This window comes from Agrobacterium vitis (genome assembly GCF_013337045.2).
Classification (GTDB): domain Bacteria; phylum Pseudomonadota; class Alphaproteobacteria; order Rhizobiales; family Rhizobiaceae; genus Allorhizobium; species Allorhizobium vitis_B.
In genome coordinates, this window is record NZ_CP118261.1 from 312926 (window position 1) to 326954 (window position 14029).

The following is a 14029-nucleotide window of genomic DNA, read 5'->3' on the forward strand; positions in this document are numbered from 1 at the left end:
TTTGATGCGGCATCCTATGTCTGATACCAAGTCTAGGTGATGCCTTAGCCTTATCGAGACTTTTATAATGCTTAAAAGACTACAGTCCCACATAGCGGGCTCGAGGTCGTATCAGTTTGTCATCCAGCTTTTGCTCCAAGGCATGAGCGATCCAGCCGACGGTTCGCGCAATGGCGAAGAGTGCAAGCGCGGAGCCTCGTGGCAGTTTAAGGCTTCGCCGCAGACATACTAACGCCACATCGCAAGTTGGCAATTGCCCGGCACTGTCGTTCATAACGTGCAAGAGCTCTTCGCGTCGTTCATTTGGGGGGAGATGCGGGAGCAGACCAGCCGCGCGCGGATCTCCATCGGGATAGAGTGGATGATGGAAGCCGGGAATGGTTTCTCCCCTCCGCAGCCGTTCATCGATTACCCGCTCCGCGTCACCATGCCGGTCCAGTTCATCGAAAAGACGTTCAACAAGGCTTGTCATGCCGCCGTGCATGGGTCCACTCAGCGCCGAAAGCCCTGCATTGAGGCAGGCACCAAGTGAGGCACCCGTGGACGCAACGACGCGCACGGCGAATGCCGAGGCATTGAGTTCGTGATCGGCCTGAAGCACAAGGGCGCGACGGATGAGATCTGCGCCTGCTGCATCCACCTGCCATGCGTCTGCAAGGGACAGGTGAACCGGCTGCGTCTCCGGCTGACGTAAGGTGCAGGCTGCGGCAATCGTTCGTAACATCACCGCAGCGCCAGACCAGAGACGTCGATTGTCGCGGCGCCAAGTGGTCATGCGGCCTGCCTCAACGAGGGGAAGAAGCATCTGACACCGCTCCGTCAGCGGCAAGTCTGCGGCGTGGATAAGAACAGACTGAGGCCATGGAACTGGAGTGCCCTTTGTATCTTCGAACGGATTGGCCTCGCCGCACCCCCATAGCAGACATGCTATCTCTTCCAGATTAGCCTCTTGTGACAGTGCCAGTGCGTCCTGTCCGCGATAGCGCAGCTGCCCTTCAGCAATCTCGGTAATTGAGGATTCCAGCACTGGCAGTCCCCAATCGAGTGTGGCGGCAGCCACCTGCCCCGGACGACGCCCGACGCTTTTCCGCTTCTTGAGCGTCTCGATATCATGCGCGCTGTAAAGTTTACGACGGGGATCGTCCTCTGCGCCACTCGTATGGATCAGGCCGCGGCTTACGTAGGCGTAAAGGGTCGCTCTGCTGACACCCAACGCTGCGGCGGCGCGATCAGCGGTTATAAACTTATCGGAATGCTGCATAAGGATCCTGTATTGATTATATCAATCAATATTGACTATATATGCGTGGTGCATCACCCTCAAGCGTAATTTCATTGTTGGATTGAGGATGACCATGTCTGCCCAGCCTGCTTTTATTCACGAAAATTCCGCTCCCGGCCTTGATAACGTCGTAGCGGCTGAAACCATCCTCAGCCATGTTGATGGCCAGGCGGGTGATCTGATCATTCGCGGCCATCATCTAAAGGACCTGGCGCAGTGGTCTTTTGAGCAGGTGCTGGAGCTTCTTTGGGCTGAACTGACACCGGAATCCGTGACGGCGCGGGATATCCGTGAGCAACTCGGAAGTGCGCGGCAGCGCGCTTTCGAACTGATGCAGCCTCTCCTTCCGGCCCTACCTGGCGTTTCTTCCGTCGAGGCTTTACGCCTTTTATTGTCGGCTCTGCCAGATAACGAACGAATTCCACATTATATAGTGGCTGTCGCAGCTGTACCGGTCTTTGCCTCGACTATCATCCGCAGCAGGCAAGAGCTTGCGCCGATTGCGCCGGATGTCTCGCTAGGCCATTCGGAAGATTTCCTGCGCATGGTATCCGGTGCGGTCCCTTCTGCGCAGAAGGTGCGGGCGCTTGACACCTACTTGACCACGGTTGCCGATCATGGACTGAACGCCTCCACGTTTACCGCCCGGGTGATTGCGTCAACAGGGGCTGGACTTTTTTCATCAGTCGTTGGCGCCCTTTGTGCCTTGAAGGGTCCTCTTCATGGCGGCGCACCGGGACCGGTGCTTAATATGTTGGATGCGATTGGAGATGATGCAAAAATCGAGCCGTGGTTGAACGATGCATTGGCGCGCGGGGAGCGCCTGATGGGCTTCGGCCACCGGATATACCGTGTACGTGACCCCCGTGCCGACGTGCTGAAGGGCGCCGTATACGCTCTGAAGGACGGTTCCAGCCGGATTGCCTTTGCAGGCAAAGTAGAAGAGGCAGCCCTGGCGCTTCTCAAGGAGAAGAAACCACTTCGCCCGCTACAAACCAATGTAGAATTCTACACTGCACTTGTGTTGGAGGCTGTCGGTTTCCCGCGTGACAGTTTCACCAATGTGTTCGCGGCTGGACGGATGGCAGGCTGGACAGCCCATGTATTGGAGCAGGAGAGAGCGGGACGGCTCATCCGCCCACAATCCCGCTATATCGGCCCGAAGCCGAGGTAAAATTGTCCGCAACGGAAAGAAATGAGAGTCTGCCTGGTTTAACCTGACAGGCTCTTGTCGACTGAATTTCCACGGCGATTGTCGACAAGCAAATCCTTGGAAATCTGGCCGATACCCGTTACTCCTAACAGAGCCATGTTGCGGTAAAGCTCATCCTTCAGAATATCAATGGCCCTGGTAACACCTGCCTCTCCCCGAACCGCTGCCGCGTAAAGGAAGGGGCGACCCACGAAAACGAACGCCGCGCCGAGCGCCAATGCCTTTATGATATCCGTTCCTCGCCGAATGCCTCCATCGAGCATAACCACCGCCCGTCCGGCGACCCGATCGACGATGGCGGGCAGCGCAATCGGCGGCGAAACGGTTCCATCCAGCTGACGCCCACCATGGTTGGAAACAATGATCCCGTCTACACCGTGAGCCACCGCAATTGCCGCGTCCTCTTCATGTATGATCCCCTTGATCACCAGCTTTCCAGCCCAACGATCCCTGATACGGGCGAAATGGCTCCAGTCCAGGTGATCCCGCTTGCCGAAATCCCTGACCACCGTCGAGGAAACGATGGGCGCTCCACGAGTGGCATAGGAATTTTCGAAATGCGGAATACCATGTTTCACCAAGGTTCTGGCAAAGGTTCCGATGCTCCATGTCGGGTGCGAAAGGCCCTGCCAGAGAAGAGGCAGGCTGGGACGGAGCGGCGTGGAAAATCCAGCCCTGATGGTGTTCTCGCGATTGGCAAGTGTTGCCGTATCCACTGTCAGCACCAATGTCTGAAAGCCAGCGGCAGCGACACGATCGACCAATGCGTCGATCCGATCGTTCTCACCGGGTAGATAGGCCTGAAACCAGCTTTTAGGCGCGACGTCAGCAACCTCCTCAAGACGGATCAGGGAGGAGCCAGACATGACCATTGGAATTCGAGCATCACGCGCCGCCTTGGCCAAAACCAGATCACCACGATAGGCCATCAGGGCGCTTATACCCATTGGCGCGATGCCAAAAGGTGCGGCATAGCCCTCACCGAAAAGCGTCGTTTCGGTACTGCGCGCAGAGACATTGGTCAGAACCCGCGGTTTGAAGCCATAGACCTCGAATGCCGCCCGGTTGGCGCTCAGGGATGCATTGGTTTCGCTGGCGCCTGCTATGTAGCCAAACAGTGGCTTTGGCAGATGCCTTCTGGCCTGCGCTTCAAAATCGTCCAACGACAGGACACCATGAAGTCTCCGGTTCGGCCCGACACCCTTTCCCAGCGACACGTTCACTCCCTCCACGGCACTGCCCCAGGATTTTTGGGACACTGTTCTCGGTGTCCCAAAAAGCTCAGTCTTCACTGGCCTCGAAAGCCTCTTTGCGTCCCTGGCGGATCGATGGCAAAATCAGCGTGATCAGCATCAATCCGGTTATGGCCAGCAGGACAGCGCTGATCGGATGGACAAAGAAGACCGACCAATCCCCTTGCGACAGAAGCATTGCACGACGCAGATTGGTCTCTAGCAATGGACCGAGCACAAAACCAAGCAAGAGGGGCCCCGGTTCACATTTCGCCTTGCGCAGAATGTAGCCAAGTATGCCGAAGAGGATCACAAGGGCAACATCGAAACCACGATTGCTGACACTGTAGACACCGACACAGCAGAACAGCAGGATCGCTGGATACATCAACCGGTAGGGAATGCTCAGCAGCTTCACCCACAAGCCGATGAGCGGCAGGTTGATGACCAGCAGCATGGCGTTGCCGAGCCACATCGACGCCACCAGTCCCCAGAACAGTTCTGGCTGGTTTTGAATGACCGATGGACCTGGCGTGATGCCATGGATGGTCATGGCACCCAACATCATCGCCATGATCGAGTTTGACGGAATACCCAGTGTCAGCAGCGGAATGAACGATGACTGTGCGCCCGCATTATTGGCCGCTTCCGGACCGGCGACACCGGCAATCGCGCCATGACCGAATTTTTCAGGTGTTTTGGAAACCCTCTTCTCAACAGAATAGGCGCTGAAGGCGCTGAGCGTCGCTCCGCCACCGGGAAGGACACCAAGGATGGTTCCAACACCGGTTCCTCGCAGGATGGCGCCCCAGCTCTGCTTGAATTCCTCCCGTGTTGGCCAAAGACGTCCGATTTTGCTCTGTAGAATGCCGCGCGCTTCGGTCGATTCCAGATTTGTGGCGATTTCCGCCACGCCAAAAAGTCCGACTGCGATGACGACGAATTCGATGCCGTCATAAAGGTCCGTGGAGCCGAATGTAAGGCGAGCCGAACCACTGTTTACGTCGATACCCACCATTCCGAGAACAAGTCCAAGGCAGACCATGCCAATTGCCTTGATCACCGATCCATGCGCAAGAATTGTGGCCGCCAACAGTCCGAATATGCACAGAGACACATACTCCGCCGGTCCGAATGACAAGGCAAAAGAAGAGAGTGTCGGACCTGCAATCGCCAAGGCGATGGTGGCGACCGTGCCTGCGAAGAACGATCCGAGTGCGGCGATGGCAAGTGCCGCGCCCGCTCGTCCCTGCCGGGCCATTTGATAACCGTCTATCGCTGTGACCACCGCTGAGGCTTCCCCTGGCAGGTTAACCAGAATGGCAGTCGTCGAGCCACCATATTGGGCGCCGTAGAAGATCCCCGCCAGCATGATGAGAGCACCCAGCGGCGGCAGGAAGAAGGTTACGGGCAGGAGAATGGCAACGGTCGCCGTTGGACCAATGCCTGGAAGTACACCAATCAGAGTTCCCAGCAGGGCGCCGATAAAACAGAACAGAAGATTTGTCGGCGTTAGGGCTTCCGAAAAGCCGAGCATGAGTACATCAAGAAAAGCCATGATTTTGTCCGATCAAAACGGAAAGCGGTCAGAACGGCGAGATGGGCATCTGAACCCCGAGGCCGTAGACAAACAGAAGCGCACCGAGAGAGGCGAGCACCGCGGTTGATATCAACACTTCTCGCCATCTCGATTCAGGATCGGCGAGGCTGCCGATGACCAGCAGCCAAACCGACGCGACGAGGAAGCCAAAACTTTCGGCGGTGTATGCAAAGCCAGAGATAGCCACCACAAGGATCGCAAGCGGTCGCACATTGATTGTCTCAAAATCCTCGCGCGGCTTGGCCAATCCCTTGACCAGCACATAACTTCCGATCGCCATCATGATGACGCAGAGGGACTTTGGCAGGAAGCCGGGTCCCATCATTGCAGGCGAGCCGAAAGTCAGGTCTCGCCCGGCCCAAAGGCCGAGCGCTCCCAGCGCGATCAACAGGCAACCGGCCAGGATATCAGGCAAGTCCCGCTGTTTTGCGCGCCCCGATATCATTGCTGCACCCAAGGCGTTTCGTTCCAGATTTTCTGGAAGCGTTCAAGGCGCACCGGCATGGCCTTTTCCCAATCAGGACCACTCAAATAGGCAAGCGGAAGCGCCAGCTTCTTGGCCTGTTCCTGAAATTTTGGGTTGTCGAGGGTTGCCTTTACCGCCGCCGACATCCTGTCTGAGATCTTGACCGGGACGTCGCGCGGCGCAGCAATGCCCCGTTCGGACGTCATCTCGACATTGAAACCGGATTCAATCGCTGTCGGAACATCCGGAAGCTGTGGCGAGCGCTCGGTGCCGAACGTTGCGATCATCCGCAGGCCCGACGTGTCATTGCCGGCAAATTCGCTAACGTTCAAGCCGCCGCCAGTGACCTGAGATCCGAGAATGGCTGTGCGGGTCTCTCCGGCGCCGTTGAACGGAATGTGAGTGATCTTGGTTCCGGTTTCCGACCCCAGGATGATCATCCATCGCGAGATGGTCATCGGTGCCAATGCCCGAAGAGCCGAAGGACACCGCGCCGGGGTTGGCCTTGGCAGCCGCGACGAAGTCCGCGATCGTCGTGATCTTGGAGGACTGCGGCACCACGATCGCAGCCGGATCATCAACGATGCGGGCGATCGGCTTGATGGTCTTCGGATCGTAGCCCAGTTTGCGCTGCACCTGCATGGAGAGGAAGCCCGGGGTGTTGATGTAGGAGAAGGTATAGCCGTCCGGCTTCGCCTTTGAGAGCGCCGTATAGGCTATCTCGCCGGAAGCACCCGGACGGTTTTCAATCACAATATCAGCGCCCAATTCCTTCTCGAGAAAGGGTTCCATAGCCCGCGCCATCACATCAGTGCTGCCGCCGGGGGCGAATGCAACAATCATCTGGATCGGGCGGTCATTTGGCCATTCCGCGTGCGCAGAGCCACACGCGGCAAGGATCGTACTCGCCGACAGCGCGGCAATTTTCAGAGTTCGCATACGTAGGTTCCTCCCTGGAACGATGTGCGGGCCCCGGACCCGCTCAAAACTAAACCGGGTCTCCTCCCATAGCCGCAGTCAGCTTCTGCGCGGCCACCTGAAGTATCTGAAGATTTTTTGCGATTGCCTCTTGGGTGAAACGCGGCGTCGGCCCGGTCAAAGCCATGGACCCAAACAGCTTGTGTCCATCACGAAACACCGGCACGGCGATGCTTGCGACCTGAGGGTCACGTTCGCCTTGGGTCGCATAAAACCCGCGTTGGCGTATCTCGTCGTAAATGGCACCAGACGCGCCGGAAAAGGCCAGAATGATGCGACCGGGCGCACCGCGGTCGAGCGGCAAAGTGTCGCCAATGCGGGCCGTGTGGCGGATGGATTGCGTTGAATCATGCCGATGCAGGCAAACCCGGACATCACCTTCCTTGACATAGATGGCGGCGCTTTCGCCGCTTGCATCGCTGATTTCGGCCAGCAGCGGCTCAACGACAGCGGAGGACTTGAAAGTCGACTGGTAAAGCGCGCCTAACCGGACAAGCTTGGGCCCAAGGCGCCAGCTGCCATCATCGTTGCGAATGAGCATGGAGGATTTGGCCAGCGATCGCGCGATGCGAAGCGCAGTCGATTTGTCAAGTTCTGTCCGGCGCGCAAGCTCTCCGAGCGTCAGCGAGTAATCAAGCTCACTAAACGCTTCGAGCAGCGACACGGCCCTTTCGACAGCCACAACACCTGATGAATTTCCTGGCACTTGGTAACCTCCCGTGAAAAGAACTGTTGTACTAGGTACAACGTCTTTTCATTTAGTACAATACCCGATAATAGGCATTCGTCAACAGTGGCGGAACTGCTCCGCATCCAACCAAGAAACCGGGAGGTTTTCATGAGTGATACCAGCGAGTTGCCGAAAGCAACGCAGCACAATACGTCGGCAGGAGCGGCGGCTTCTGTGCTGATAACAGGTGCGCAACTCGCGCCGGAAGCTGGAGAATTGCTGGAAAGATTCTCGATCAAGGCGATTTATGCCGACGGCTATAGCGGGTCGGAAAAACTTGCCCAGTTGGCGGCGGACCATCAGGTTGACGCCATCCTGGTACGTCAGGGCCAAATTTCCGAGACGGTTATTTCGGCCTCTCCCAGACTGCGCGTCATTGCAAAACATGGAAGCGGCGTTGACAACATCGATCTCGGCTCAGCGACTGCACACGGCATACCGGTGTTGCGGGCGCTTGCCGCCAATGCGCAGTCGGTCGCTGAACTCGCCTTAACGTTGGCCCTGACGGCGATGAAAGATATCAATCTGCTCAATACAGCAGTGAAAGGCGGAAATTGGCCAAAGACCAAATATGTCGGTCGCGACATAGCTGGCGCTTGTTTCGGTATTGTCGGCTTCGGAGAAATCGGCCGGCGTGCAGCCAGGCTTGCCCGGGGCATTGGCATGGAAACGCTGGCCTATGACCCTTTCGCTTCGGATGCCGAGGGAACACGGGTGACCAGCGATCTCAATGAGGTCTTATCGACCAGCGACATCGTCAGCCTGCATTGCCCGCTTACCCCTGAAACTCATCATCTGATCAACAGCGACCGCCTCGGCCTGATGAAACCAACCGCCTTCCTGGTCAACACCTCGCGTGGCGCGGTGGTCGACGAAGCGGCTCTTTTCGAGGTTTTGAGCAGGGGGGGAATCGCGGGCGCGGCCCTCGACAGTTTCGAAGAGGAGCCACCAAGGGCCGACCACCCCTTGTGGAGCCTGCCGAACCTGATCGCCACGCCGCATGTTGGTGGCGCAAGCCGATCGGCTCTCAGAAACATGGCGGTGCAAAGCGCCCAGCACATTGTCGATGTGCTGACGGGCCAGGAATTCGATCGCCGCGCGCTCGCCAACCGGGACTTGGCCTGACGCCCAACATCACACTTCAACGGAGGACATAAGATGCTTGGTTTTAAAGTCTGCAAACGCAAGGAAACAGTCACAAGGGAGTGGGTCAAAAAATTTGCGCAGCTTCCTGTCGCCAATCTGAGTGATGTCATGTCACGTATGACGGCCGGCGGCGCGCCATTGCGGCCATTCTATACCGGCGCACGGATGGTCGGCCCCGCGATCACAGTCAAGGCGCGTCCCGGCGACAACCTGATGGTCCACAAGGCACTCGACATCGCCGAGCCAGGTGACGTTGTGGTGGTCGATGCCGGTGGCGACCTGACCAATGCGATCATTGGAGAGTTGATGGTTGCCCACGCCGCACAGCGAGGATTGGGTGGCATCGTGATTTTCGGCGCGATCCGCGACAGCGCGGAAATTCAGGCGGGTTCGTTTCCGGTCTTTGCGGCTGGCGTGACCCATCGCGGCCCTTACAAGGATGGACCGGGCGAGGTGAATGTGCCCATCGCCATCAACGGCATGGTGATCCAGCCGGGCGACCTCATCTGCGGCGACCCCGATGGCTTGCTGTCTGTGCCAGCGGACTTGGTAGGGGAAGTCTACACTGCGGCCTCCAAGAAACACGAGGCAGAAACCAGGCAGATGGAAAACATCAAGCTCGGCAAGAATGACCGAACCTGGGTTGATGCCACACTTGCCAGACTCGGTTGCACGATTGAACTTTGATTGACGCAGATGCGCGATCTGGCGCCGTGCATTCCCGCGATGCCAGGCGTTGCAATCATCACTCCGTCTTGCGTGCCGCAGAGATAATGGCGGCAAACAGATTGAGATCAGCCATGGACTCTGATGGTGGCGTTCGGTTTTCGCCACCTTGCGTGACCGCCGCATGAAAGGCTCTCAACTCGACATCAAACGGGTCTTGATAAAAAGGGCCAAGCCGGGTGAGGCTGTTATCGTGATCCGTTGAATTCTGAACTTCCAGCACCATTGGCAGATTGCGGATGTAAGGGGTTGGATATTCGAAGGCCAGACGATTGTAGCGGGAGTTGATCTCGAAACCCGCTTCAAAGCGCACGACATCGCCGATCATGCATTCATAAATTGCGGTAAAATGACCGTAGTCAAAGAGTGCTGTGATCTGGCTGCCACCCTGCTTGATCTCGGCGGCAATCACGCGCTTGGGACTGCCCAGCAGATCCCGCATCGCCGAGAGGGAATGAGAGGACAGCCCTGTCAGCACAGAATACGCCGTCTGAAGGTCAGCGGGTGCATTCGGGCCAAGCACGCTGTCCATCATCGCGCCGCGCAACTGACGGCTTTCCTCTATAAGGCTTGCCGGAATATCGCCGTTGGGTGTGACAACCGTGTCTGTCTGGCGAAAATACCAGGGGCCTTCGCAGATGACATCTCGAACACGAACATAGGTTATGTCGGAAAAAGCTGGCAATCGCTTTTTCGCCTCCACAAACGCCGGTGCAAATCGGCGCATATAGCCAACCATGGCAACGCAATCCGTCTGTTCCACCACTTCACTGAGTGCGGTGAGGTCTTCCATCGTCAAGCAGCAGGGCTTTTCAATCAAAACATGCTTATCAGCTTTCAGGGCCGCACGGGCATGACGGCCATGGTATTGGTCCGGGCTCATGATCAGAATTGCATCAATATCCGGTGACGCAACCATCGCATCGACACTGTCAAATACGCGCTCAATGCTCCACCGTGTCGAAATCGACTGGGCCACGCCGGGGGACGGATCGTAAGCGCCTGCAAGTGTGAACATTTCGGTCAGTCTCTGCAAAATCGGCAGATGGATCAACTGCGCCACTTCTCCAAGCCCAACAAGACCAAGTCTCACCATAGGATTTCCCGCTTTCGACCAGCTTTTAAGATGCGATAGATATCTAATTGCACATTAAATACACAATAATGATTATATCAAGGGATGCTTTGCCGAAAAAGCGCGGTTCCGGCGATGGATTTTGAGAGCGAAAACAGCTTAATGATTGAATTCGCTTTATTTTGCTCGATTTTAAAGAAAATAGCATTTTTGACGTGGCGCTCTTTCGATTTCGAAACAGATCAATTAAGGTGTCGCTGTAGATTTAATAATCGATGGAGTCGACTATGAAGCTTGCGACAGCGCCCGACGCCTGGGGCGTTTGGTATGCAGACGATCCGCGGCAGACCCCTTGGGAGCGCTATCTGGACGAGGTGAGAGACTCCGGCTTTACAGCGACAGAGACCGGACCTTGGGGCTATCTGCCCACCGATCCGTCTCATTTGACGGATGCTCTCGGTAGCCGTGGATTGAGCGTATGCGGATCAGCGCTCGTACACCTGCTTGCTCCCACGGATGCAATGGAAACCCTTCGACCCAGACTTGAGCAGACCTGCGGTCTGCTGAAAGCCATGAAGGCTGAGTGGGTGGTGCTGATGGATGATTCAGACCTGCCTCAGCCCGGCAAAAGCCGCGCGCTTTCCCCACAAGACTGGGCATCAATGATCCGCAACGTCAAGGAAGCGGCCCATTATGTCACTGAAGAGCATGGACTATCCTTCGTTTTTCATCCGCATGTTGGCTCCGGCGTGGAAACGGAGGCCGAAGTCATCCGCCTGCTGGAAGAAACGGCAGAAGATAGCGTTGGGCTTTGCTTCGATTTTGGTCATCATGCCTATACCGGTGCCGATGCCGTGGCCTTTATGAAGCGCTATGCGGACCGTATTCCCTATTACCACTTCAAGAATGTTGATCCCGTTTTGCTGGCGCACATACGCCAAAACAACATTAACTTCATTGAGGGCTTCCAGTCGGGCGTTATGTGCGAACTGGACAAGGGCATGGTGGATTTTGCAGAGGTTCGGGATTTTCTTGCAACCCGTGGGTTTGATGGCTATGCCGTTTATGAACAGGATATGTATCCCTGCCCTCCGGAGAAGCCCTTTCCGATTGCGCGCCACAACCGGCAGGTCTTGCGTGAGCTTGGGATTTAACATCCATACCGAGAGTGGCGTGCGACAATAGGACGAAGGAACAGCCGTGACACTTCTGGATCGGTTTGATGGAGGCTTTGCCCGGGACGGTGAGGACATCATTGCGGGCAGCCGGATTGAAGATGCCCGCATTCACAATCGTCGTCTGGTGTTTGAAACCATTTTTCAACGCGGCCCCATCAGCCGGGTGGAGATTTCAGCCATTGTCGGGCTGAAGCCCCAAACTATTTCGTCCATCACCCGCGAATTGCTTGAGCAGGAATTGATCGTCGAGGCCGGACGCTCCTCCGGTCTTCGCGGTCAGCCGCAAATCTATCTCGAGGCCAATGCCGAGGCGGGCTTTTCAATCGGGGTCCACCTGGATCAGAACCAGTGTCATATTCTGGTGTTTGATCTGAAACGGCAGGAACGCGCCCGCAAGTCAATGCGGTGCGATACGGCAAACCCCGACGTGACCGTGCGGATGCTGGCGCAAACCATAACAACATTGTTGCACGACAATGCCCTGCCTGCGGAACGGATCTGGGGCCTTGGTCTGGTACTGCCCACATTCGGCTCCGATGTCTATGATTTCGATTTTTCCATGCAGCATTGGGAGGCCTGGCGCGATGCATCCTTTGCCGAAGACCTGCAACGCCTGACCGGCTTTGCCGTATTGGTCGAGAATGACGGTACGGCAGCCGCCATTGGCGAGCGCCTTCACCGCCACGATGCACAGGAGGCGTCGTTTGCCTATTTCTATATCGGCCATGGTGCCGGTGCTGGGCTGATTATTGATGGTTATCCCTTCAAGGGTGTTGGCGGAAATGCCGGCGAAATCGGGCTGTTGCCCATCCTTGGCCTTGGTGCCAATCCGGTCTGGCCGGATAATCCCGGCAGCCCTGTTCCCAGTAACCCAGTTCAAGGTGGGGTTCTCTCGATTGGCGGGCTTGCTAGCGCCTGCGGCCTATCGGAACTGTCGATGGACGAGCAGAGCATTTTGCACCTGCTGGAGCGGCGTGATCATAGGTTGATGGATTGGCTGGCGTCTGCGGCCAGTGTGCTACGTGATGTCTGCGCTGTTATAGAAGTGATGTTCGATCCTGGCTTTATTGCCGTGGGCGGCGCTTTGCCGCGCGCGCTGGTGGAACGGCTGGTGGATCGCGCCTATCCGTTACGCCCCACGCCATCGGCCCGGCGTGACCGGGCCTTGCCACGGCTTTTGCCAGCAACGCTGATCGAGGATGCGGCGGTGACGGGAGCTGCTATGCTACCGATTTTTGTCACCACCAGCCATAATTTCCGCCATCTCTATTTCCGGCAGATTCTCGCAGACGACAGGTAATCGTTATGCAGGCCCTGCATGATGCACCGCCTTGTTATCACGAAACACCGTGTAGCGGGCGACAACGGGTGTGTAGAACACCCCTTCCTTGATATCGGCATCTTTTGGTGTCTGAACTTTCCAGACGGTGCCATCCTGCGCCTGCGCCTCGATCTTGAGGAAAGAGCCGTAATTGACAATGCGCCGCACACACGCTCCTTGCGTGCCACCTGATGGCGACAGGACAATATCTTCAGGCCGCACCGTTAACAGTGCCTCGCCCGTCTCAATCGGCGCATCAATGGCAACGCCACCCAGATGTGCCCGACCTTGATCGATCTGAATGACATGGCAATTCATATCGCCAATAAAGCTGGCAACGAAGGGCGAATTGGGCGTTGAATAAATCTCACGGGGCGTGCCCACTTGTTCAATCCGCCCCATGCTCATCACCACAATCCGGTCGGCAACGGAGAGCGCTTCATCCTGACCATGGGTCACGAACACGGTGGTAATGCCGAGTTTCTTCTGGATTTGCCGCACTTCTTCGCGCAAACGGTCGCGCAAGTGTTGGTCAAGGCTGGCAAAAGGCTCATCCATCAGCAGAATTTTCGGCTCCAGTACCACGCAGCGGGCAATGGCAACGCGCTGGCGCTGGCCACCGGACAGATGCGCCGGAAGGCGCTTGCCATAATCCGCCAATCCCACCATGGCCAAGGCATCGGACACCTTCCGGGCAATCTCGGCCTTGGGCAGGCCGCGCAGCGTCAGGCCAAAGGCAATGTTTTCAAACACGGTCATGTGTTGCCACAGGGCGTGGCTCTGAAAGACCATCGCGGTTGGGCGTTTCTCTGGCGGCGTGCGTGCGACATCCACGCCATCAATCAGCACCTTGCCGCCGGATGGCGTCTCGAACCCGCCAATAATGCGCAGCAATGTCGATTTTCCCGAGCCGGATGGGCCGAGAAGGCAAACCAGTTCACCGTCATCAATCGTGAGCGACAAAGGCTCAATCGCGGTGACGATGGAATAGTTCTTCGAGACGTTTTCGAGGGCGAGTGTGGACATGCGTTCAGTGTCTTTCTCGAAAAAGAGCATCGGACCGAAAAGTGGAAATCGGTTTT

General features: G+C 56.8%; 14 protein-coding genes. 5 read left to right on the forward strand and 9 right to left on the reverse strand.

All coding sequences use genetic code 11. The features are described from left to right. Positions 1–79: 79 nt before the first annotated feature. Entirely contained in the window at positions 80–1261 is a 1182-nt protein-coding gene (locus G6L01_RS24400) for a citrate/2-methylcitrate synthase (RefSeq protein WP_070165960.1), read from the reverse strand. Positions 1262–1355: 94 nt separating this feature from the next. Between G6L01_RS24400 and G6L01_RS24405 the strand changes: the two genes are divergently transcribed. After that, complete coding sequence (locus tag G6L01_RS24405; RefSeq protein WP_060717752.1) at positions 1356–2456, forward strand: citrate synthase/methylcitrate synthase; 1101 nt, start codon at positions 1356–1358, stop codon at positions 2454–2456. Positions 2457–2494: 38 nt separating this feature from the next. Here G6L01_RS24405 and G6L01_RS24410 read toward each other — a convergent pair whose 3' ends face one another. The 6 genes from G6L01_RS24410 to G6L01_RS24435 form a co-directional block, all read right to left on the reverse strand. Beyond that, a complete protein-coding gene (locus G6L01_RS24410; protein ID WP_234614194.1) occupies positions 2495–3712 on the reverse strand; it encodes an alpha-hydroxy acid oxidase in 1218 nt (405 codons plus the stop codon). Positions 3713–3776: 64 nt separating this feature from the next. Further along, entirely contained in the window at positions 3777–5285 is a 1509-nt protein-coding gene (locus G6L01_RS24415; RefSeq protein ID WP_060717751.1) for a tripartite tricarboxylate transporter permease, read from the reverse strand. Positions 5286–5313: 28 nt separating this feature from the next. Further along, positions 5314–5772: a tripartite tricarboxylate transporter TctB family protein gene (locus G6L01_RS24420; RefSeq protein WP_060717750.1), complete on the reverse strand. Its 459-nt coding sequence runs from the start codon at positions 5770–5772 to the stop codon at positions 5314–5316. Further along, positions 5769–6233 (reverse strand): tripartite tricarboxylate transporter substrate-binding protein, encoded by a 465-nt coding sequence (locus tag G6L01_RS24425; protein WP_234891866.1) that lies wholly within the window; start codon positions 6231–6233, stop codon positions 5769–5771. Before G6L01_RS24425 ends, G6L01_RS24420 begins: the two co-directional genes overlap by 4 nt. After that, complete coding sequence (locus tag G6L01_RS24430; protein WP_234891853.1) at positions 6115–6732, reverse strand: Bug family tripartite tricarboxylate transporter substrate binding protein; 618 nt, start codon at positions 6730–6732, stop codon at positions 6115–6117. The genes G6L01_RS24425 and G6L01_RS24430 overlap by 119 nt, the downstream gene beginning before the upstream one ends. Before the next feature lie 49 nt (positions 6733–6781). Further along, positions 6782–7477, reverse strand: coding sequence for an IclR family transcriptional regulator (locus tag G6L01_RS24435; protein ID WP_060717748.1), 696 nt, complete (start codon positions 7475–7477; stop codon positions 6782–6784). Positions 7478–7609: 132 nt separating this feature from the next. Here G6L01_RS24435 and G6L01_RS24440 point away from each other — a divergent pair, with 132 nt between their 5' ends. Further along, positions 7610–8626: a hydroxyacid dehydrogenase gene (locus G6L01_RS24440; protein ID WP_156543201.1), complete on the forward strand. Its 1017-nt coding sequence runs from the start codon at positions 7610–7612 to the stop codon at positions 8624–8626. Positions 8627–8659: 33 nt separating this feature from the next. Continuing rightward, a complete protein-coding gene (locus G6L01_RS24445) occupies positions 8660–9334 on the forward strand; it encodes an RraA family protein (RefSeq protein ID WP_060717747.1) in 675 nt (224 codons plus the stop codon). Between the two features lie 58 nt (positions 9335–9392). Here G6L01_RS24445 and G6L01_RS24450 read toward each other — a convergent pair whose 3' ends face one another. Then, on the reverse strand, positions 9393–10469 hold the full coding sequence (locus G6L01_RS24450; protein WP_060717746.1) for a Gfo/Idh/MocA family protein: 1077 nt from the start codon (positions 10467–10469) through the stop codon (positions 9393–9395). Between the two features lie 266 nt (positions 10470–10735). On the opposite strand from G6L01_RS24450, the gene G6L01_RS24455 reads away from it, so the two are divergent. Together G6L01_RS24455 and G6L01_RS24460 are read left to right on the forward strand one after the other, a co-directional pair. Then, entirely contained in the window at positions 10736–11602 is an 867-nt protein-coding gene (locus tag G6L01_RS24455; RefSeq protein ID WP_234614200.1) for a sugar phosphate isomerase/epimerase family protein, read from the forward strand. A 46-nt stretch (positions 11603–11648) separates the two neighbouring features. Beyond that, positions 11649–12926 (forward strand): ROK family protein, encoded by a 1278-nt coding sequence (locus G6L01_RS24460; RefSeq protein ID WP_060717744.1) that lies wholly within the window; start codon positions 11649–11651, stop codon positions 12924–12926. Positions 12927–12929: 3 nt separating this feature from the next. On the opposite strand, the gene G6L01_RS24465 is transcribed toward G6L01_RS24460, so the two are convergent. Next, the gene (locus G6L01_RS24465; protein WP_070166162.1) at positions 12930–13973 is read right to left on the reverse strand and encodes an ABC transporter ATP-binding protein; all 1044 of its coding nucleotides are present in this window, start codon (positions 13971–13973) and stop codon (positions 12930–12932) included. Between the last annotated feature and the right edge of the window lie 56 nt (positions 13974–14029).